The organism is Xanthomonas sp. NCPPB 3569 (genome assembly GCF_041475645.2).
Taxonomy (GTDB): domain Bacteria; phylum Pseudomonadota; class Gammaproteobacteria; order Xanthomonadales; family Xanthomonadaceae; genus Xanthomonas; species Xanthomonas phaseoli.
The window spans coordinates 4,271,749-4,290,204 of record NZ_CM192969.1 but is presented as its reverse complement, the minus strand read 5'-3'; the positions used below and the strand labels follow the sequence as shown (position 1 = coordinate 4,290,204).

Here is an 18,456-nt window from a genome sequence, read left to right as displayed (position 1 = left end):
CCGGCTGGATGACTCTTGAGGAGCATCACGCGCAACTTAAGGCTGATGGTAAATGGGACGATTATCTTGCAATGAGGGCGGCCAAGGAGGATGCTCGTCAGAAGGCGATAAAGGAATATGCAGAACAATGTGCTCCTGTGGTTGCTGCATTAAGGCAGGCTGGTATTGATGTAAATTCAATCGGCGAGCTCGGCGAGGATGGCAAGTCTTATCCAGAGGCCGTCCCTGTGCTACTTGAACACTTGGCGTATTCTTATTCGGATGATGTGCGAGAAGGAATGCTCCGAGAATTGGCAACGCCCCATGCACGCAAATACTGGGGTCAACTTGTAGAGATCTTCGAGAACAACACCCTCAGCCTTGCGCCGGAAATCCGTTACGTGGCAGCGCTTGCCTTGAGCGGCGCAGCGGACGATACGGTGCTGGACGATGTGATCCGGTTGTTGGGCGACAAGAGTCTCGGGCTGGATCGCGCTCCGCTGTTGATCGCCTTGATCCGCTCCAAGTCGCCTAAGGCGAAGATGAAACTGCTGGAGTTGCGGGATGATCCTGATCTTGGCAAACAGATCAAGACGTTCCGACGCCTGGAAAGGCACCAGAAGGCAAGCCGTGTCCCCTCACATCCCGAATAGCGCAAAGATTTGAATGTCCACCTGTGTACGGGGGCTGGGCGTTTTTGATTCGGTAGTTTCAAACTCAAGCGATGCTCGGGTGAGGTGCCCTACAGCAGGGCCGATCAGCTGTTGTACGAGGAACAGTGCGGGCAAGGCACCGTCGAGTACGTCTATCTGTCCGGCAGCCTGCTGGCCACCCGCAGCAACGGTGCGGCGACCTGCCAGTACAGCGATACCCCGGGCAACCCGTTGGCAGCCCTCAACGCAGCGGGATGGTGCGATTGGTTCCAGGTGCTGTTGGAGCGCTGCTGACAGGCCGCCAGCTCGAATTCGCCCGGTTCAGGCGTATTGCATCTTGCGCGACATGCCCCCGTCGACGATGAAATCCTGCCCGGTGACGAAACCGGAGAGCTGCGGCGCGAGCAGATAGACCGCCAGCTGCGCGATGTCTTCGGGCGTGCCCACGCGCCCGGCCGGATGCTGCGCATGGTCCCGACGCGACAATTTCGGGGCCCGCCGGCGCTGCGGCGCGCGCCACGCCTCGGTGCTGATCCACCCCGGGCTGATGCTGTTGACGCGCACATGCGGCCCCTCGCTCAGCGCCAGCGCGTGGGTAAAAGCCACCAGGCCGCCCTTGGCTGCGGCGTACGCTTCGCTATGCGGCTCCGATTGCCAGGCGCGGGTGGAGGCGATGTTGATGATCGCGCCGCCTTCTGGCGCCTGCCTGAGCGCGGGCAGCGCCTGCTTGCTGCACAGGAAGGCGCCGTGCAGGCTGGACAGCCGGCTGTTCCACGTGTCCCAGTCCAGTTGCGGCAGTGCTGCGATATGCGGATCGGGCACGCCGGCATTGTTGACCAGGCCATCGATGCGCCCGAAGCGCTTGAGCGCCGCCTCGATCAGGCGCGTGGCCTGCGCTTGGCGCGCGGCATCGCAGCGGACGAAAGCGCTGCGGCGGGGCAGCGCCCATTCCTGCAGGCAGGCCTTGCCGGCATCGGCATCCAGATCGCCAATCACCACGCTGCCGCCCGCGCCCAGCACCGCCTGCGCAATGCCGCGGCCGATGCCTTGCGCGCCACCGGTGATCACCACCACGCGGTCCTGCAGCGGCGACGGGTTCCATGCGGAAATTGCGGGGATCAAGGCCATGGTAGGCGGCACGTGGGTGAGAGTGGCGGCACTGTAGCGTGCGGGCTGTCGTCGTCGCAGCAAAAGGGCGCGCATGTGAGCACTCAGCGCATGTGCCGACGCACGCGCTCGACGTCATCCACCTTGAACCTGACGGATGCGGGTTGATCTGAGCAGGTGCACGGGCGATAGGCGTTGCGCAAGGTCCCGGTGCCGCCAGTGCTGCCGCGCGGGCCCTCGATCACACGATCACATGATTGCCCGATGCCACGCGTGTGCAGGGCGGCCGGCGGCGTGCGTCACTCGACTAGGTCGACGCCGAGCACGTGATCCGCACGCAGCTGAAGAGCTTCTATGGCGTTTTGTGCCGACGCGCTAGGAGCGCAGATGAGCGAGAGCCGCGTTCTTGCCGTCCCGCGCGCTTGGGGCAGCACTCAGTGCTTTGCACCGTTGAGCACGCGCGCGAAGCCATCGCTGCCCAGGCGTTCGAGCGTCTGGATATTGCGTTCGACGATCACATCCGGATCCGGGAACGCCGCCACTGCACGCTCCACGCTGTCTTCGCGCAACAGGTGCAAGGTGGGGAAGGGCGAGCGGTTGGTAAAGTTGGCCACATCGTCCGGCGCCGCGCCTGCGAACTGGTAATCCGGATGGAAGCTGGCCACCTGCAACACGCCTTGCAGGTCCAGCGCTTCCACCGCCGCATCGGCGTTGTCGAGAAAGTCGTTGTAGTCCAGGAAATCGGTGAGCACGTCCGGGTGCACGATCAGCGTGGTGTCGATCTGTTCGGCTGGCGTATCGCGCAGCAGCACCAGTTCCTCGGCCAGCTCTTCCAGCAAGGCTTCGGGCGTGCTGGCATCGCTGAGCACCAGCCGCACCTGTTCCTTGACGTACACCGCCTTGGCGAACGGGCACAGGTTCAATCCGATCACCGCACGTTCGATCCACTTGCGGGTGTCGGCGATCGGATCGGATGGCGTGGGCGTGGTGGTCATCGTGGCGGCAGCAAGATGGCGCGCCAGTGTATGCGATCGCCAAGTAGCGAGCCGCGCGCCGGGTTGCGGGCAGCAGCGGGCGCAAGCGGGCAACATCACGACGCTGCCAACAAGGCGGCAGGGTTTTTCGACCCTGCGCGCATACCCGCTTGCGCTCACCCATCCCGGCCGCGCGGCGCAGCACGGAGTTGCGCCTGCAAGAACGCGATGGACGCCTGCGCGACGGCACCGGCCATCGGCGTCTTGTGCGGCGACCCGATCGCATGCGCGCCGGTGTCGAAGGCCATCGCCTGCCTGTGTGCCGGCGCAGTGCCCAGCGCTGCGAACATCTGCAGCATCGCCGGCACCGAGGCAATGCCATCTTCGCGGCCATCGGCAGCGCGGTAGTAGCCTAGAAACACCGGGCAGCGCACGCGCGGCCACGGCGGGTCGGCGGCAATGCGCTCGAACAGGCCACGCAGGGCGCGAAATCCGTCCGGATGGATCGTCTCCGACCAGAACGCACGCGCGGCAGGCGTGCGCGTGCGCGGGTCGATCAACGGCGCCTGCGCGGCGCAGATCTGCTCAAGCAGTGCCGGGTCGGCAGGCCGGATGCCCGGCGACCAGGCAACCACAGCGGCCACCGCGTCCGGGTACTGCGCGGCCAGCCACAAACCCAGCGTGGCGCCCATCGACGAGCCGACAATCACGACCCGCTCGCCCATGCGTTGCGCCTGGGCCATTGCCTCCAGCGCCGAGGCCTGCAATACCGCCGGGCTGAGCCCCTGCATTGCATCGGCGGCGGCGAGCCCGTGCCCGGGCCAGCGATGCACATAGCCGTTGGCCGCCAGCGCATCGGCCATCTGTTCGGGTAGCGCGCCTGCTTCGCCCGGGCTGGCGCTGAAGCCGTGCAGGTACAGCACCACCAGCGGCGTGCCGGCGTGTGCGCCGTGCTGCCAATAGATGCGTGCGGCGTTGCCCGGCTTGGGCTCAGGGGCGTGCATGGCTGGCGTGCTGGGCGAGCAATGCCAGCAATTCGTGCGCATTGATCGGCTTGGGCAGATAGCCGGCCACGCCCGCCGCGCTGGCGTCGCGCATCGAATCGGTCCGCGTGTCGGCGGTCAGCACGATGATCGGCGGCAGCGCCGACATCGCATCGCGCGCTTCGCGCAGCGCATCCCAGCCGGAGGTACCGGGCATGTGCAGATCCAGGAACACCAGGTCCGGCGCTGCCTCGCGGATACGCTGCACCGCATCGGTGCCATCGACCTGGAAACTCACCCGATGCCCGGCGCGGGTCAGCAGATTGCCGATCACCAGACGATTGGTATCCATGTCTTCAAAGACCAGGCAATGCAGGGAGGGCACGTTCTGCGCGTGCTGGGCCAACGCATCGCGCAGCGCGAGCGTATTGCTGCCGGCCGCGGCACCGGGCAGTTCGAAGATCCAGCGGAAGATGCTGCCGCCAGCGGGGTTGTCGCTCACGGTCAGGCTGCCGCCCATCGCATCGGAAACCGACAGCGCGATGTACAGCCCCAGGCCCACGCCGCCTTCGACGCGACTGAAGCCGGTACTGAGCTGGGTGAACGGAGTGAAGATGTAGGCCTTCTGATCGTCCGGTACGCCAATACCGGTGTCGGTGACGGTCACCGCGATGCTCCAGCGCTCCTGCACCTGGGTCGCATCGATCAGCAGATCCACCGTGCCGCCGGCCGGGGTGAACTTGATCGCGTTGATCACCAAATTGCTGATCACCTGCTCGATGCGGCCCTCGTCGCCCATCACATGCGGTGCCTGCGGGCTATCGACACGCACATCGAGCGTGACGCCCTTGCTGGACGCCGCATCGGCGCAGACCGCTTTCACCGTGGTGACCACGTCCAGCAGGTTCAACGGCTTGCGATGCAGCTGCAGGCGTCCGCCATCGATGCTGGCCACATCCAGCACCTCGTTGACACGATGGCGCAGCGCGGTCGCATTGACGGTCACCGACTGCAGCAGCTCGCGTTGCTGTGCCGGCATTTGCTCGGTTTCGATCAACTGGGCGCAGTTGATCACCGCATTGAGCGGCGTACGTAATTCGTGACTCATGGTGCTGATGAAACGGCTTTGCGCATCGCGCGAGGCCAGCGCCTGCAGCGCCACTTCCTGCATCGCAAGCACGATCCGCGCCACCAGCAACGGCAGCACGATGATCAGCGCCACGGCATAGACGAAATACGCCGGGCGCGACAGCCAATAGCCTGACGGTGCGGTCAACAGCATCAGCACGAAGGTGCTGAGCAACACCGGAAATATCGCGCGTTGCCCATAACGCGCCACCGCAGCGATGGTGATGAACGGCAGAAATGCGTTCAACGACATCAACAGGATGAAGGCCAGGTAGGTCTGGATGCCGATGAACAGCAGGTTCATCGCAAAGCCCATCGCATCGAGCCATTCGCTGGGCGCAATGACACGGCGGCGTACCAGCAGCATCCACACCACCGACAGCACACACAGGCCGACCGCGGTGGGAAAGACATGGTGCGCGTCGGCCACCAGCACCGGTTGCGGCCCGTACAGCCAGCCCAGGCACCACGCGGTGACGATGCTCTGCACGATCACGCGGCCGACGCAGGCGCGATATTCCAGGAACGACTCGAACAGCCGCACCAGTCTGTCGTTACGCAATTGCCTGGCGGCCAGGATCAGGCCGGGCGCTGCGCGATTGGGAGTGCTACGCATGAGGGTCCGCATCGTCGGAAGGGAGGGTACGCCGGTACTGCTTGACCAGCAGGCCAGCCGCGTTCGCCACCGCGGTGAAACGCTGCGCAAGCGTCTCGCCCAGCGCACCGTGGCTTGCGGCATCGCGCAACTGGTCGCAGGCTTTCAGCAGTTGCTGCGAGCCGGTCAGCGAGATGGTGTTTTTCAACGAATGGATCTGCTGCAGCGCCTGCGCCTGCGGCGTGGCCGCATCGTCGAGCGTACAGGTGGCGATGGCCTGTTCGATCTCCACCAGGAAGGCATCGGCAAACGCCGCTGCCGCCGCCGGATCCAGGCCGGCCATGGTGTGCAGCGTCGAGCCGGCCTCGATGCGTGGTTGCGCATGGGCGGCGGCGTGCCGGGCATGTTCGCCCGCTGCGTTGGCCGGCCCGTGCATGCGCAGGCGGTGCAACAGGCTGGCGAACAGGCCGCGCATGCTCGCAGGCTAGGCCAGTGCGGCCAGGTGAGGGGCGCAACCGCCCCGCGTGCGGCGCGCAGGCCGCAGGCGCCACTTCGGCTCACACGGCTGCACTGCACGCACGGGCGGTGCCGTCCCGATCGGCGCGATCACCCCGCCGCACTCAATCGCGGAAGTTGTCGAACTGCAGCGGCAGTTCGAAGTCGGCCTTTTTGAGCAGCGCGATCGCGTCCTGCAGATCGTCGCGCTTCTTGCCGGTGACGCGCAGCTTGTCGCCATTGATCTGCGCTTCGACCTTGAGCTTGGCTTCCTTCAACTTGGCCACCAGCTGCTTGGCCTGCTTCTGCTCGATGCCTTGCTTGACGGTCACTTTCTGCCGCGCGCCGGCCAGGTTAATTTCCATGTCGCCAAATTCCAGGCAGCGGATGTCGATGCCGCGCGCCAGCAGCCGCGCGCGCAGGATGTCGGTCATCTGCTTGATCTGGAAATCGCTGGGCGCGGACTGGTTGATCACCTTGCCGTCTTCCAGCTCGAACCTGGCTTGGACGCCCTTGAAGTCGAACCGTGTGTCCAGCTCGCGGGTGGCCTGATCCACCGCATTGGTCAGTTCGTGCTTGTCCACTTCGGACACAACGTCGAAGGAAGGCATGCAAAGCTCCTGCAATTGAAAACAGCCGCCATTCTAGGCCATCGTGCCGCGCCGGCCGTCATGCGGACATTGGCGGGCATGACAGCGCCGCGGCGATAATGCGCGCATGCCCACCACCCGCTCCCCGCTTCCCGCCATCGCCTGGATGGTGGCCGCCGTGGCCTGTTTCTCGCTGATGGATGCGGGAATGAAGCTGCTCTCGGCGCATTACCCGCCGCTGCAGGTCACCTTGTTGCGCGGCGCCGCCTCGTTGCCGTTCGTGCTGGTGTGGGTGTTCGCCACTGCCGGGCCGCGCGCGATCGTGCCGGTACGCTGGGGCCTGCATCTGCTGCGCGGGGTGCTGGGCATGGTGATGATCGGCTGCTTCGTCTTCGGCATCAAACGCATGCCGTTGTCCACCGCCTACACGCTGTATTTCGTGGCGCCGCTGCTGGTGGCCGCGCTGTCGGTGCCATTGCTGGGCGAGCATGTCGGCCCGCGCCGCTGGACCGCCATTGGCATTGGCTTGGTCGGGGTGATCGTGGTGCTGCGCCCGGGCGTGGACGGGCTGATCTCGTTGCCGGGGCTGATGGTGTTGCTGGCCGCCACCGCCTATGCCGTCGCGGCGATCACCGTGAGCCTTCTCACCCGCACCGACACCCCGCAGGCCATGGTGGTGTGGTTCTTGCTGTTCATGGCCATCGGCGCCGGGTTGCTGGCCATCCCCGGCTGGGTGCCGCTACAGGCCGGGCACGCCGGGCTGATTGCCGGCATGGGCCTGGCTGGTGCGCTGGGCCAGGTTGCGCTGACCCAGGCCTTCATGCGCGGCGAGGCCTCGATGATCGCCCCGCTGGAATACACCGGCCTGGTCTGGGTGATCGGCTGGGACTGGCTGCTGTGGCAGACCCTGCCCGACAACTGGACCTGGACCGGGGCCGGCATCATCGTCGCCAGCGGGCTGTATTTGTTGCGCCGGGAGCGGATACGCCAGGCTGACAGGCCGTTGCCGCTTGAGCGGCCGTGATTCGGGATTCGGCATTCGGGATTGGCAACAGCGGGGCCGCCGTGGCCCTTTCGAATCCCCAATCCCCAATCCCGACTCCCGGCAACAAACATTGACTGGTAGGCTTCACGACCCCCCAACCGGCCACGCGCGGTGATCCAGTTTCAGCGCCTGCACAAGTCCTATTCCGTCGACGGTCGCCAGATCGTGGCGCTGCACCCGCTCGATCTGCGGATCGGCCCCGGTGAGGTGTTCGGCATCATCGGCCATTCCGGCGCCGGCAAATCCACGCTGATCCGGCTGATCAACCGGCTGGAAGAGCCCAGTGGCGGCCGTCTGCTGATCGGCGACGAGGACGTTACCGAGCTGGACAGCCAGGGCCTGCGTGGCTTGCGCCGCCGTATCGGCATGATCTTCCAGCACTTCAACCTGCTGTCCTCGCGCACTGTGGCCGGCAATGTCGCCTTCCCGCTGGAACTGGCCGGCACGCCGCGTGCCGAGATCGATGCGCGCGTGGCCGAGCTGCTGGCCCGGGTCGGGCTGCAGGAACACGCCAACAAGTATCCGGCGCAACTATCGGGCGGGCAGAAGCAGCGCGTGGGCATTGCGCGCGCGCTGGCCACCCGCCCGCAGATCCTGCTGTGCGACGAAGCCACCAGCGCGCTGGACCCGCAGACCACCGCCTCGGTGTTGCAGCTGCTGGCGCAGATCAATCGCGAGCTCAGTCTGACCATCGTGCTGATCACCCACGAGATGGACGTGATCCGCCGGGTCTGCGACCGCGTGGCGGTGCTGGACGCCGGCAAGCTGGTGGAGACCGGCCCGGTGACCGAGGTCTTCCTGCATCCCAAGCACGCCACCACCCGGCGCTTCGTGTCCGAAGCCGAGCATGTGGACGAAGCCGAGCTGCATCGCGATTTCGCCGCGGTGGGCGGGCGCATCGTGCGGCTGACCTTCCTGGGCAACGGCACCTACGAACCTGTGTTGGGCCGCATCGCCCGCGAAACCGGTGTGGACTACAACATCCTGTCCGGGCGGGTGGATCGCATCAAGGACACGCCCTACGGCCAGCTCATCGTCGCCCTGACCGGCGGCGACCAGAACGCTGCACGCGCCGGTTTCGTCGCCGCCGGCGTAGAGGTGGAGGATCTGCGCGTATGACCCCGATCGTTGCTGCCGCCAGCGGCTTCTTCCGCAATCTCGATGCCGCCAAGTGGGGCGATATCGGCCAGGCCACCCTCGATACCTTGCTGATGCTGGCCGGCGCGTTGCCGCTGACCTTGCTGATCGGCCTGCCGCTGGGCGTTGCGCTGTTCCTGTGCGGCGCGCCGCAGTTACGCCGGCGCCCGGTGCTGTACGGCGTGCTGGCGGCGCTGATCAACCTGTTGCGCTCGGTGCCCTTCATCATTTTGATGATCGCGATGATCCCGCTCGCGCTGATGCTGATGGGCACCTCGCTTGGCGTCCGCGGCGCGATCCTGCCGCTGGTGGTCGGCGCCGCGCCGTTCTACGCGCGCCTGGTGGAAACCGCGCTGCGCGAGGTCGACCGCGGGATCATCGAAGCCAGCCAGGCAATGGGCGCCACCACCCGGCAACTGGTGCTGCGGGTGCTGTTGCCCGAAGCGCGCCCCGGCCTGATCGCCGGCGCCACCGTGACCACCATCGCGCTGATCGGTTTCACCGCGATGGGCGGTGCGATCGGTTCCGGCGGCCTGGGCGATGTGGCCTATCGCGAGGGCTACCTGCGCTCGCACTCGGACGTGGCACTGATCACGGTCATCGCCTTGCTGGTACTGGTGCAGGTGCTGCAGATGCTGGGCGACCGCCTGGTGGCGCATTACAGCCGGCGTTGAGCCGGTATGCGGCCGTTGGGGCGCGTGTGACCCCAACCGCTGCAGCGCCCCGTCCGCACCGCGCGGTGCATCGCTGCCACACGCCGCGTCTGGTAGGTTGATGACCTGCGGCAGGCCCGCATTCCTCCTCCCACGGATCCCTACATGAGCACATTCGCGTTTCGTTCCCTCCTGGCGGCAGCCACGCTGGCATTGGCCTCCTGTGGCGGCGGCGGTGGCAGTAGCGGCGGCGACACCCTGACCGTGGCCGCCACGGCCGTGCCGCATGCCGAAATCCTGGAAGTGGTCGAACCGCTGCTGGCCAAGCAGGGCGTCAAGCTCGATGTGCGGGTGTTCAACGACTACGTGCAGCCCAACGACCAGGTCGTGCAGAAGCAGATCGACGTCAACTACTTCCAGACCGAGCCCTATCTGGATGCGTACAACCGCGACCGCAAGAGCCAGCTGGTCACCGTCGTGGGCGTGCATATCGAGCCGTTCGGTGCCTATTCGCGCCGCTTCAAGGCCCTGGCCGATCTGCCTACCGGTGCCGACGTGGTGATCCCCAACGACCCGAGCAACAACAGCCGTGCGCTGATCCTGCTCGACAAGGCCGGGGTGATCAAACTCAAGGACCCGAGCAATGCGCTGTCCAGCCAGCGCGACATCGTCGAAAACCCCAAGCAACTCAAATTTCGCGAACTCGATTCGGCCATGCTGCCGCGCGTCCTGGACCAGGTCGACCTGGCGCTGATCAACACCAACTACGCGCTCGATGCCGGGCTCAATCCCACCCGCGATGCGCTAGCGATCGAAAGCAAGGACTCGCCCTACGTCAATTTCCTGGTGGCGCGCGCCGACAACAAGGACGATGCGCGCGTGCAGAAACTGGCCAAGGCGCTGACCAGCCCGGAAGTGAAGGCCTTTATCGAGCAGAAGTACAAAGGCGCGGTGCTGCCGGCGTTTTAAGCGCAGGCAGCGACGGCAAGACACCAGGCGTCTTACCATGACTTGTAGTAATAGATGCCATCGGCCGTCATGACGAGGTTGATGGCATTTTCCTCGCCATTGCGATCGCTCGTGCTGGGGTGAAGCTTGGCGCCCACGATATTGAAGTCGTGCCCGAGCGCCAGCAGGTCTCTCTCGATTTCGAAGCTGCCCAGCTCGTCCTGGTTGGAGATCATGCCGCCTACCAGGAATATGTCGGGTTCCTCCACGCCTTCTTCGCGCATGTCGTTGCGGATTTCGGAAAGCGCATCCTGTATCCCGGAATAATGCAGCAGGCCCAGGATGCCGTGGCCGCGAGAATTGGTTCCTTTCGCGCAAATGCACACGCATGACGACAAGCCGTGCGTGCCGATCGAATCGAATCCATCTTGCGCCAGATTGATGACGATACAGTCGTCCCTATCCACATCCAGTGTCCGGCTGGCCTGGATGTCGCGTGCGGACTGGACTGCGAAGATATGGGATGTGTCGAAGAGTGCGGCGTATTGCCGTTCCAGATCGTGAAATGGCTGAATCTGCTCCCGGGTAAAGCCGTCCGGGATGGGGAATGCGTCGCTGCCGGATGGCCGCGCGCGGCTGGACGCCGGTGCGTGATCGCAATTGCCCGCGTGTCGGCAACACGCTTTCTCGGTCTTGGGCGTGACAACCCCTGGCAGTCGGGGTGGGGCGCTGGCCATTGCGCAGTCTCGTCGGCTGGATCGGCCGAAGGCGGCGGCTCGGCGGTGTCGGCGGCGCCGGTGGATGTGGCGGGTCTGATGGAAGCCGGCTTCATGGAGTCAGGACCGTCCGCGATACACGTCCGGATCCTCGCATCGCCCCTGCGTGGAGAGGCGCCCGCTGCCGAACCGATGGCGCTGGAAAACGAAGTGTTCTGCATCGACGAGACGGATGCGCAGGACCTGTTTCATCGCACCTCTGGCTTTGATCGCGTGGAGGTGCGCGCCGATCCCAAGCTCAACCGTCCGCCGATCCGGTTTCAGCTCGTCAGGCGGGTGTTGGGTCCTTGCTAAAACGGTGCCCGCATCGCAGCGGTGCATTGGCGTGCCAGTGATGTCGGTATGGTCGTTGCCGATCTGGGCAGGCTGCGCTCGATCCTTTCCTGCGCGGTGCACGCTGCCGCGTTCGCCCAGCCGGGTGCGTTCGCGGCGCGGCAGATGGCGCCAAACACGCGCCGCTGCACGTCTGCGTAGTAGCGTCATCGGCCATCTTTCTTCGGCAGTCTCCCGATGCCTTTGCTGCTTGCCATTCCGCTGGCTGTGATCATTGCCCTGGCAGTATTCGTGGTGGTGTTCCCGTTGTCGCTGCTGCAGCGCTTCCGCATGGGCACTGCACGTCGTCAGGCACGCGGCTGGCTGCTGATGATCAACCTGGTGTCGGCGGGCATCTCCAGCGTGCTGTTTGCGATCTTCAGCCTGATCGCGGCGGCGTTCTGGCCCGGCGCGATCAGCCACGCCGCATTCGGCTGGGCCTGCGGGTTGGCGCTCGGTGCGTTGGCCCTGCGCCTGACCCGCTTCGAACGCACCACGCAAGGCCTGTTTTACCGGCCCAACGTCTGGCTGGTCATGGGCTTGACCGCATTGGTCGTGGTGCGGGTGATCGCCGGGATGGTGCAGGGCTGGCGCAGCGCCTGGCAGGGTGTCGTCTGGCCTACCGAAGGGTGGCTCAGTCATGCCAGCCTGCTCGGCGCTGCCGGCGTCTTGCTCGGTTATGCGCTCGCCTATGCCACCTTGCTGTGGTGGCGCTGGCGCAGCGCACGTCTGCGCGGCAGCGTGTATTGGCGGTGATTCTGTTACTGCCAGCCCTCTCGGTGCTGGCAGTAACAATTTAAAGTGCGCCTAATTAATTGATTGCTTCCGCAGCTTTAAGCGTCTGGGGGTCTGCTGGTGCTAGGCGAATGGAACTTAGGCAATCTGGAGAGGTCTCCGGGAAGGAAAACTCCATCTTCTCCTGATTTTTAACAACGGCCAAAGTTAATGTCTCTGAACTGCTCTGTCCCCTCGGGATATTTGAAATCACATAATTCGGATATCGACTCTTGAAATCCTGACGAGAGACGCAGGAGCCTTCCAGACTCAGTAAGACTGACTCGATATTTTTTTTATCCGCTGATATTGATATGGAAGAGTTCTTGGCAGTCAGATGGTCGCCTATTTTTAATATCCCTCCGCTAACCTTATACGTTCCTTCGTTTTTCAGATTCGGCGTCGAAATTCTGGCCCCAGGCCATGAATTAATAAATTCAGAGGGTGATTTTTTGAGATTTCTCGAAATTTCTTCGGCTAGTTCAAACGTACGGGCAGCATCCGCCGCTGTGGCTGCTGAAATTTTATTTGCATATACTGAAGGTGCAATCAGAGCAGCAAGTAGCGTTATTGCAAGGCGGAAATATAATGATCTGTTAAGGAAGTTTGTCATACTGCTCTCCGTAATATACGTTATAGTTCTGTCCTGTGGTTGAGGTTACGTTATTCGCGCAGAAGGATTTTCCAACATTTGAGGCAACATTGGGTCCTCCAGCATAGTAAATCCCGAAAAGCTGATCGGGATTTGATGCTGCAAGGTTAATGTCTATGCTATTTTGAGTGGAACTCCATATTTCATTCCTTGCAACTATGTTATTTGTTACGGCAAGTCCTTCCATCTTGCATGCTTCATCTATATATGCTTGTCGAGTCGTTTTGGCAAACGAATAGTTGAATTTCACATGACCAAACTCATGGGCTAGGGCTGAGACTGTAAAATACATGCCCGGCATATCTTGACTCTCGCAGCTATAATTTTGGATATACACAGCTTTATTTGGCATGTCCGTATAGCTGGCCGCGCCGTAAGCGATCGTAAAATTAGGGCTGCTGTTTATCTGTTCAGTAAGTGTCGTTGACTGGGAAGTTATGAAGTCAATGCAGGTTCCAAGTCCTGTGGTAGGGACAGTTGTCTGAGCCTGAGTTCCAAAGGAAACGAGTGAGAGAAGAAATATCGCGGCGGCTACATGGCATCTTATGCTCATGGTATCTCCATATTTAATTGAAGAAGTCGTGCTGATTTCTACACGATCTATCCCCCCTTCCGCGAAATCCTAAACGTAAAATTCCCTTTAAACTGAGGTTTTGATCAAAAAAACAGGCCCTTGCGGGCCTGTTTGGTGGAAGTGCTTAGTTAACCGCTCTGCTTAGAAGCGCGCACCGATGCCGAAGCCAACGGTCCACGGATCCAGTTCCAGCTCGCTGCCGGTGCCCTGGCCACCCACGCGCAGTTCCGGACGCGAACGCATGTAGCGGGCGTCGGCACGTGCGAACCAGGTGGAGTTGATGTTCATGTCCACACCAACGGTGCCGATGACGCCCTTGGCGGTGCTCAGGCCCACGTGATCGCCGGTGGTCGAGGCCGCGTCGATCTTCTCGTTGCTGAAGTTCGACTCGTAGTAGCCCACACCCACGAACGGACGGAACACGCTGTCGGCTTCGCCGAAGTGATACTGGCCGCTGATGGCGATCGGCTGCTGCTCGACGGTACCGACCTTGCCCACGCCATCGGCGTTGACACGGTGATTGAACTTGTCGGCTGCGCCCCACAGTTCAACGGCCCAGTTGTCGTTGATGTAGTAGCTGGCGCTCAGCGTCGGTGCCGGGCCGCCATCGACGTCCAGGCCCGGAGCCGGGTTGTTCTTGGGGTTCAGCAGCGCCACGCCACCGACCACGGCCCAATGCTTGCCAGAAGCGGTATCGCCGCTGGTGGACATGCTGCTGGAAGAAGTCGAGGAGGTGTCGCCGGTATAGGTGGTGTCCTGCGCGAACGCGGACGGTGCAATCGCAAGTGCAGATACAGCAGCCAGGCTCAGGATGGAAATGGAACGCATGAGGGTCTCCTCGTCTTGTTGTTGGGCCCGTGGAGTGGGCCGCGCCAAAACTATTCCTAAAAATCTGAATCCACGCCCACCTGCACCCCGCTAAAATTTCGTTTGTTCAGGAATTCCCCCAAGAAGGCCGCCGTTACGTCATGCAGTCTGAAAAAGACATTCACGCAGATGCGATTGCCGTGACGGAAAAACACGTCAGCCGAGGCTTGCCAGCGCACATTCGCAGCGATTGCAGGGTGTTGCTGCTTGGTTCGATGCCCGGCGTCGCATCACTGGAAGCCGCGCGTTACTACGCGCATCCACGCAATCGTTTCTGGCCGCTGATGCATGCCCTGTTGGGCATTGATACGGCCGCAAGCTATGCACTGCGCCTGCAAGCATTGCTCGACCATCGCGTGGGCCTGTGGGATGTCATCGGCCAATGCGAGCGGCGCGGCAGTCTGGATACGTCCATTGTGGCGGCGAGCATCGTGGTCAATCCGCTGCCCGCGTTGCTGGCCACGCTGCCGCAGCTGCGCATGGTGGCCTGCAATGGCACTGCGGCAGCGCAGGCCTGGCGCCGGCACGTCCAGCCGCTGCTATCGGCGCGGCTGTGCGCGCTGCCAGTCCTTGCGTTGCCATCCACCAGCCCGGCCAATGCCGCCTGGTCGCTACCGCGGCTGGCGGCCGCCTGGCAGCCGCTGTGCGATGCGGTGCGCTAGCCGGTGCGAAACAACACAAGGTGAGTGTGGAACGCGAGCGTCGCTGCGAACCGCGCCGCGGTCGCGGTGCTCCGCAGCGATTGTCGATGCACGCTGCCGCACCGCTGTCGACACCCGCGTTGTGTGTGGCGGCCATTGGCCAGAAGTCATGCCAGCCTCCGGCACGGGTCTGCGTGCCAGCGTTGCAGGCATGCTGCAGCCAGCCCGCAACGGAGTGTGGTCAGATGGCGATCAAGCACGCAATCACGATGGCAGCAGCTGCGTTGTTCGGTCTGTTGAGCGGCGCAGGGGTGGCCGCTGCCAAGGACCAGGACCTGCACTGCGAGGTCAGCAGCGGTTACGACCTCACGCTCAACCCACGCAGCCTGATCCTGATCCGCGAATCAGGCACGCCGCAGCGGCTGGTGATGCGCCAGGGCGCGCTGTTCGTCGACGACCGCTGGGTTGCATTGAGCGCTGACGATCGTGCCCGCCTGATCCAGTTCGAGCGCCAGACCCGCGATGTGGTGCCGCTGGCGCAGGACGTCGGGCGCGAAGCGGCCGATATCGCAATCACCGCACTGGGTGAGGTGGCCGCCGGCTTCAGTCGCAGCCCGGACGCCACGCGCGCGCAGCTGGCAAACGTGCGCGAGAAGATCGATGTGCGCTTGAAGCAGAGCTTCAGCAAAAGCCAGCTGACCCCGATCGATATCGACGACGACATCGGCGCGCTGGTCGCCGAGCTGCTGCCGCAGCTGATCGGCGATGTGGTGGCCGGTGCGGTGCAGTCCGCAATCACCGGAAATGACGTGCAGCTGCGTTCGCTCGATGGCATGGAGGCGCGCGTCGAGCGCCTGGTCGAGCCACAGGCGCGTGCATTGCGGCCGCGCGCGCAGCAGTTGTGCCAGCGCCTGGAAGCGCTCGATGGGCTGGACAATGCGCTGGCGTATCGTTTGCCGTCGGGCGAGCCACTGCAACTGTTGCGGGTCGATCGACGCGCAGCAAAATGATCGGCGTGCACATGCATGCGGACGCTGCATCCTGCCTGGCGCGCGATTTTTTGCACGGCAATGGTTGGCGCTGCGGCCCGCAGCCGGCCACAATAGGGGTTTCCCCATTCTGTTGCCGGAGTTCCCCGTATGGCCGAAATCAAGGAAGCACTTGTCCCCGATATCGGTGACTACAGCGACGTCCCGGTAATCGAGGTGCTGGTGTCCGTCGGCGATACGGTCAGCAAGGACCAGAGCCTGGTCACGCTGGAATCGGACAAGGCCACCATGGAAGTGCCTTCGTCGGTGGCTGGTGTGGTCAAGGAGATCAAGGTCAAGGTCGGCGATTCGCTCTCGCAGGGCGCGCTGGTGGCGTTGATCGAAGTGGCTGATGCCGGCGCCGATGCCGCCAAGCCCGCCGCTGCCGCCGCGCCCGCCGCACCGGCCAAGGCTGCGCCCGCCGCCGCCCCGGCACCGGCTGCCAAGGCCGAATCTGCTGCGCCTGCGGCCTCCTCGGACGGCGGCGGCCTGATCGAAGCGCGTGTGCCCGATATCGGCGATTACACCGACATCCCGGTGATCGAAGTGCTGGTGGCCGTGGGCGATACCGTCGCCAAGGATCAGAGCCTGGTCACGCTGGAATCGGACAAGGCCACGATGGAAGTCCCGTCCTCGGCCGCCGGCGTGGTCAAGGAACTCAAGGTCAAGGTCGGCGACACGCTCTCGCAGGGCAATGTGGTGGCGATCATTGCAGCCGCCGACGGCGGCGCCGGTGCGGCGCAGTCGCCGGCCAAGCCAACCACCGACACCGCCGAAACCGCGGGCAAGGTCGAGCCGGTTGCCGTCCCGGCCGAGCCGGACAAGCTGGCCCAGCGCGAAATCGCGCAGGTGCAGGGTGCGCGTTCCAGCACCGGCACGCCGACAGCGCAGGGCGGCCAGCCGTCCGCAGGCAACCCGAGCAGCCCGCCGGTGACCTTCGACGCCGACAGCGTGCTGCCGTCCAAGGTGCCGTACGCCAGCCCGGTGGTGCGCGTGTTCGCACGCGAACTGGGCGTGGACCTGAACCAGCTCAAGGGCAGCGAAAAGGGCGGCCGCATCACGCGTGAAGACGTGCAGCGCTTCGTCAAGGCCGCACTCAGCGGTGGCGTACCTGCCGCAGCCGGCGCGGCGCCGGCCGGTGGCGGCAACGGTCTGAACCTGCTGGCCTGGCCGAAGGTGGACTTCAGCAAGTTCGGCGAGACCGAGACCCAGCCGCTGTCGCGCATCAAGAAGATTTCCGGTGCCAACCTGGCGCGCAACTGGGCCATGATTCCGCACGTCACCCAGTTCGAGTCGGCCGACATCACCGACCTGGAAGCCCTGCGCGTGGCGCTCAACAAGGAGAACGAGAAGGCCGGCATTAAGCTGACCACGCTCGCGTTCCTGATCAAGGCCAGCGCCGCGGCACTGAAGAAGTTTCCCGAGTTCAACGCCTCGCTGGATGCGGCCGGCGAAAACCTCACCCTGAAGAAGTACTTCCACATCGGGTTTGCGGCCGATACGCCCAACGGCCTGGTCGTGCCGGTGATCCGCGATGTCGACAAGAAGGGCGTGCTGCAGATTGCGCAGGAAAGCGGCGAGCTGGCCAAGAAGGCCCGCGACGGCAAGCTGGGTCCGGCCGACATGAGCGGCGGTTGTTTCTCGATCAGTTCGCTCGGCGGTATCGGCGGCACCGCGTTCACGCCGATCATCAATGCGCCGGAAGTGGCGATCCTGGGTGTGTCCAAGTCGGCGATGCAGCCGGTCTGGAACGGCAAGGACTTCGCGCCCAAGCTGATGCTGCCGTTGTCGCTGAGCTACGACCACCGCGTCATCGACGGCGCCTTGGCAGCCCGTTTCACCACCTACCTCAGCCAGGTGCTGGCCGACATGCGTCGCGTCCTGCTGTGAGGGCCGCGCTGCTGACCATCGCCGCGCTCGGCCTGCTGCCGTGGACAAACGTGGCCGCACGCGAATGCGAGAGCACGCTCGGCCGCGGCTGGCCGCCGGCCGTGGGCAACTACGGCACTGCGGTCACCACGTTGCTGGATGGCGGCACCAAGCCGGCCTTGTCGTTGCTGACCCTGCCCACGCGGGGCGTGGAGAGCGCGGTGTCGCTGGTGCCGGGCAAGGAGGGCGCCGACTGGACCCTGCGGCATAGCCGCGCCGAGGAGCGCGTCTACAGCTGGGTCAGCCAGACCGACCGCGGCAGCGTGCAGTTCCGCACTGAGCAGACCCCGGAAACGGTCGAGATCCCGATACCGGCGCCGTTGGCCAAGCGTCTGGTCAGCAACTGGACCAACACGCTGACCCAGCTCGCGCCGAACGGACGCACCGCGCCGGTGAGCGAGGGCGAAGTGCTCTCGTTCCAGGTCGATGGCGTGCGCTACAGCGGCGCTCGCCCCAGCTGCGGTGCCGGCGAGTTGCTGCTGAAACAGGCCGCGCTGCTGATCGAAGCCAGCGAAGGCAAGGAAAAGAAGCGCGACAAGCGCTGGACCCAAATCGAATCGTCGCTGGATGAACTCCAGCAGACGCTTGCCGGCACGGCCGGTTGAGCTACAGGAGA

The 18,456-nt window shown here is 64.1% G+C and carries 22 protein-coding genes; 12 read left to right on the top strand and 10 right to left on the bottom strand.

Annotated features, from left to right (window positions below; all coding sequences use genetic code 11):
• Positions 1 to 8 precede the first annotated feature (8 nt).
• Together ACCQ03_RS18425 and ACCQ03_RS18420 are read left to right on the top strand one after the other, a co-directional pair.
• Positions 9 to 632, top strand: coding sequence for a hypothetical protein (locus ACCQ03_RS18425; protein ID WP_057679546.1), 624 nt, complete (start codon positions 9 to 11; stop codon positions 630 to 632).
• An 84-nt stretch (positions 633 to 716) separates the two neighbouring features.
• Positions 717 to 926: a hypothetical protein gene (locus ACCQ03_RS18420; RefSeq protein ID WP_057664334.1), complete on the top strand. Its 210-nt coding sequence runs from the start codon at positions 717 to 719 to the stop codon at positions 924 to 926.
• A 27-nt stretch (positions 927 to 953) separates the two neighbouring features.
• On the opposite strand, the gene ACCQ03_RS18415 is transcribed toward ACCQ03_RS18420, so the two are convergent.
• The 6 genes from ACCQ03_RS18415 to ACCQ03_RS18390 all read right to left on the bottom strand — a co-directional run bounded on the left by ACCQ03_RS18415 (position 954) and on the right by ACCQ03_RS18390 (position 6,525).
• Complete coding sequence (locus ACCQ03_RS18415) at positions 954 to 1,760, bottom strand: SDR family oxidoreductase (RefSeq protein ID WP_057679537.1); 807 nt, start codon at positions 1,758 to 1,760, stop codon at positions 954 to 956.
• Between the two features lie 413 nt (positions 1,761 to 2,173).
• Positions 2,174 to 2,734, bottom strand: a complete 561-nt coding sequence (locus tag ACCQ03_RS18410) for a DUF1415 domain-containing protein (RefSeq protein WP_150146967.1) — start codon at positions 2,732 to 2,734, stop codon at positions 2,174 to 2,176.
• Positions 2,735 to 2,889: 155 nt separating this feature from the next.
• Positions 2,890 to 3,717, bottom strand: a complete 828-nt coding sequence (locus ACCQ03_RS18405) for an alpha/beta hydrolase (protein ID WP_057679535.1) — start codon at positions 3,715 to 3,717, stop codon at positions 2,890 to 2,892.
• Entirely contained in the window at positions 3,704 to 5,440 is a 1,737-nt protein-coding gene (locus ACCQ03_RS18400; RefSeq protein ID WP_209227630.1) for an ATP-binding response regulator, read from the bottom strand. Before ACCQ03_RS18400 ends, ACCQ03_RS18405 begins: the two co-directional genes overlap by 14 nt.
• On the bottom strand, positions 5,433 to 5,894 hold the full coding sequence (locus ACCQ03_RS18395) for a hypothetical protein (protein WP_209227632.1): 462 nt from the start codon (positions 5,892 to 5,894) through the stop codon (positions 5,433 to 5,435). Before ACCQ03_RS18395 ends, ACCQ03_RS18400 begins: the two co-directional genes overlap by 8 nt.
• 145 nt (positions 5,895 to 6,039) lie before the next feature.
• A complete protein-coding gene (locus ACCQ03_RS18390) occupies positions 6,040 to 6,525 on the bottom strand; it encodes a YajQ family cyclic di-GMP-binding protein (RefSeq protein WP_209227634.1) in 486 nt (161 codons plus the stop codon).
• A 106-nt stretch (positions 6,526 to 6,631) separates the two neighbouring features.
• On the opposite strand from ACCQ03_RS18390, the gene ACCQ03_RS18385 reads away from it, so the two are divergent.
• From ACCQ03_RS18385 to ACCQ03_RS18370, 4 genes are all read left to right on the top strand, one after another.
• A complete protein-coding gene (locus ACCQ03_RS18385; protein ID WP_057658974.1) occupies positions 6,632 to 7,528 on the top strand; it encodes a DMT family transporter in 897 nt (298 codons plus the stop codon).
• Positions 7,529 to 7,660: 132 nt separating this feature from the next.
• On the top strand, positions 7,661 to 8,668 hold the full coding sequence (locus ACCQ03_RS18380) for a methionine ABC transporter ATP-binding protein (RefSeq protein WP_057687050.1): 1,008 nt from the start codon (positions 7,661 to 7,663) through the stop codon (positions 8,666 to 8,668).
• Positions 8,665 to 9,360 (top strand): methionine ABC transporter permease, encoded by a 696-nt coding sequence (locus ACCQ03_RS18375; protein WP_209227636.1) that lies wholly within the window; start codon positions 8,665 to 8,667, stop codon positions 9,358 to 9,360. Before ACCQ03_RS18380 ends, ACCQ03_RS18375 begins: the two co-directional genes overlap by 4 nt.
• A 144-nt stretch (positions 9,361 to 9,504) precedes the next feature.
• Entirely contained in the window at positions 9,505 to 10,308 is an 804-nt protein-coding gene (locus tag ACCQ03_RS18370) for a MetQ/NlpA family ABC transporter substrate-binding protein (RefSeq protein ID WP_041019651.1), read from the top strand.
• Between the two features lie 32 nt (positions 10,309 to 10,340).
• Here ACCQ03_RS18370 and xopAK read toward each other — a convergent pair whose 3' ends face one another.
• On the bottom strand, positions 10,341 to 11,024 hold the full coding sequence (gene xopAK / locus ACCQ03_RS18365; protein WP_280514373.1) for a XopAK family type III secretion system effector: 684 nt from the start codon (positions 11,022 to 11,024) through the stop codon (positions 10,341 to 10,343).
• A gap of 78 nt (positions 11,025 to 11,102) precedes the next feature.
• On the opposite strand from xopAK, the gene ACCQ03_RS18360 reads away from it, so the two are divergent.
• Positions 11,103 to 11,357, top strand: a complete 255-nt coding sequence (locus ACCQ03_RS18360) for a hypothetical protein (protein ID WP_139790976.1) — start codon at positions 11,103 to 11,105, stop codon at positions 11,355 to 11,357.
• 216 nt (positions 11,358 to 11,573) lie between these two features.
• Complete coding sequence (locus ACCQ03_RS18355; RefSeq protein ID WP_017157469.1) at positions 11,574 to 12,131, top strand: CcdC protein domain-containing protein; 558 nt, start codon at positions 11,574 to 11,576, stop codon at positions 12,129 to 12,131.
• Positions 12,132 to 12,186: 55 nt separating this feature from the next.
• Here ACCQ03_RS18355 and ACCQ03_RS18350 read toward each other — a convergent pair whose 3' ends face one another.
• The 3 genes from ACCQ03_RS18350 to ACCQ03_RS18340 form a co-directional block, all read right to left on the bottom strand.
• Positions 12,187 to 12,762 carry a hypothetical protein gene (locus ACCQ03_RS18350; RefSeq protein WP_104620133.1) on the bottom strand — a complete coding sequence of 192 codons (576 nt, stop codon included), beginning with the start codon at positions 12,760 to 12,762 and terminating at the stop codon, positions 12,187 to 12,189.
• The gene (locus ACCQ03_RS18345) at positions 12,746 to 13,354 is read right to left on the bottom strand and encodes a hypothetical protein (protein ID WP_209227638.1); all 609 of its coding nucleotides are present in this window, start codon (positions 13,352 to 13,354) and stop codon (positions 12,746 to 12,748) included. Before ACCQ03_RS18345 ends, ACCQ03_RS18350 begins: the two co-directional genes overlap by 17 nt.
• Before the next feature lie 162 nt (positions 13,355 to 13,516).
• Positions 13,517 to 14,203, bottom strand: coding sequence for an OmpW/AlkL family protein (locus ACCQ03_RS18340; protein WP_209227640.1), 687 nt, complete (start codon positions 14,201 to 14,203; stop codon positions 13,517 to 13,519).
• Positions 14,204 to 14,343: 140 nt separating this feature from the next.
• Between ACCQ03_RS18340 and ACCQ03_RS18335 the strand changes: the two genes are divergently transcribed.
• The 4 genes from ACCQ03_RS18335 (at position 14,344) to ACCQ03_RS18320 (ending at position 18,445) form a co-directional block, all read left to right on the top strand.
• Complete coding sequence (locus ACCQ03_RS18335; protein ID WP_209227642.1) at positions 14,344 to 14,904, top strand: DNA-deoxyinosine glycosylase; 561 nt, start codon at positions 14,344 to 14,346, stop codon at positions 14,902 to 14,904.
• A 224-nt stretch (positions 14,905 to 15,128) separates the two neighbouring features.
• Complete coding sequence (locus tag ACCQ03_RS18330; RefSeq protein WP_209227644.1) at positions 15,129 to 15,893, top strand: DUF2884 family protein; 765 nt, start codon at positions 15,129 to 15,131, stop codon at positions 15,891 to 15,893.
• 129 nt (positions 15,894 to 16,022) lie between these two features.
• On the top strand, positions 16,023 to 17,801 hold the full coding sequence (locus ACCQ03_RS18325; protein ID WP_209227646.1) for a dihydrolipoyllysine-residue acetyltransferase: 1,779 nt from the start codon (positions 16,023 to 16,025) through the stop codon (positions 17,799 to 17,801).
• Positions 17,798 to 18,445 (top strand): hypothetical protein, encoded by a 648-nt coding sequence (locus ACCQ03_RS18320; RefSeq protein WP_017155245.1) that lies wholly within the window; start codon positions 17,798 to 17,800, stop codon positions 18,443 to 18,445. Before ACCQ03_RS18325 ends, ACCQ03_RS18320 begins: the two co-directional genes overlap by 4 nt.
• Positions 18,446 to 18,456: the final 11 nt, after the last annotated feature.

What these genes read in the sequence shown, in the direction of transcription:
- ACCQ03_RS18425 (WP_057679546.1), top strand. Translation starts at nt 9, where the DNA reads ATGACTCTTGAGGAGCATCACGCGCAACTTAAGGCTGATGGTAAATGG.
- ACCQ03_RS18415 (WP_057679537.1), bottom strand. Translation starts at nt 1,760, where the DNA reads ATGGCCTTGATCCCCGCAATTTCCGCATGGAACCCGTCGCCGCTGCAG.
- ACCQ03_RS18410 (WP_150146967.1), bottom strand. Translation starts at nt 2,734, where the DNA reads ATGACCACCACGCCCACGCCATCCGATCCGATCGCCGACACCCGCAAG.
- ACCQ03_RS18405 (WP_057679535.1), bottom strand. Translation starts at nt 3,717, where the DNA reads ATGCACGCCCCTGAGCCCAAGCCGGGCAACGCCGCACGCATCTATTGG.
- ACCQ03_RS18400 (WP_209227630.1), bottom strand. Translation starts at nt 5,440, where the DNA reads ATGCGTAGCACTCCCAATCGCGCAGCGCCCGGCCTGATCCTGGCCGCC.
- ACCQ03_RS18395 (WP_209227632.1), bottom strand. Translation starts at nt 5,894, where the DNA reads ATGCGCGGCCTGTTCGCCAGCCTGTTGCACCGCCTGCGCATGCACGGG.
- ACCQ03_RS18390 (WP_209227634.1), bottom strand. Translation starts at nt 6,525, where the DNA reads ATGCCTTCCTTCGACGTTGTGTCCGAAGTGGACAAGCACGAACTGACC.
- ACCQ03_RS18385 (WP_057658974.1), top strand. Translation starts at nt 6,632, where the DNA reads ATGCCCACCACCCGCTCCCCGCTTCCCGCCATCGCCTGGATGGTGGCC.
- ACCQ03_RS18375 (WP_209227636.1), top strand. Translation starts at nt 8,665, where the DNA reads ATGACCCCGATCGTTGCTGCCGCCAGCGGCTTCTTCCGCAATCTCGAT.
- ACCQ03_RS18370 (WP_041019651.1), top strand. Translation starts at nt 9,505, where the DNA reads ATGAGCACATTCGCGTTTCGTTCCCTCCTGGCGGCAGCCACGCTGGCA.
- xopAK (WP_280514373.1), bottom strand. Translation starts at nt 11,024, where the DNA reads ATGGCCAGCGCCCCACCCCGACTGCCAGGGGTTGTCACGCCCAAGACC.
- ACCQ03_RS18360 (WP_139790976.1), top strand. Translation starts at nt 11,103, where the DNA reads ATGGAAGCCGGCTTCATGGAGTCAGGACCGTCCGCGATACACGTCCGG.
- ACCQ03_RS18355 (WP_017157469.1), top strand. Translation starts at nt 11,574, where the DNA reads ATGCCTTTGCTGCTTGCCATTCCGCTGGCTGTGATCATTGCCCTGGCA.
- ACCQ03_RS18350 (WP_104620133.1), bottom strand. Translation starts at nt 12,762, where the DNA reads ATGACAAACTTCCTTAACAGATCATTATATTTCCGCCTTGCAATAACG.
- ACCQ03_RS18345 (WP_209227638.1), bottom strand. Translation starts at nt 13,354, where the DNA reads ATGAGCATAAGATGCCATGTAGCCGCCGCGATATTTCTTCTCTCACTC.
- ACCQ03_RS18340 (WP_209227640.1), bottom strand. Translation starts at nt 14,203, where the DNA reads ATGCGTTCCATTTCCATCCTGAGCCTGGCTGCTGTATCTGCACTTGCG.
- ACCQ03_RS18335 (WP_209227642.1), top strand. Translation starts at nt 14,344, where the DNA reads ATGCAGTCTGAAAAAGACATTCACGCAGATGCGATTGCCGTGACGGAA.
- ACCQ03_RS18330 (WP_209227644.1), top strand. Translation starts at nt 15,129, where the DNA reads ATGGCGATCAAGCACGCAATCACGATGGCAGCAGCTGCGTTGTTCGGT.
- ACCQ03_RS18325 (WP_209227646.1), top strand. Translation starts at nt 16,023, where the DNA reads ATGGCCGAAATCAAGGAAGCACTTGTCCCCGATATCGGTGACTACAGC.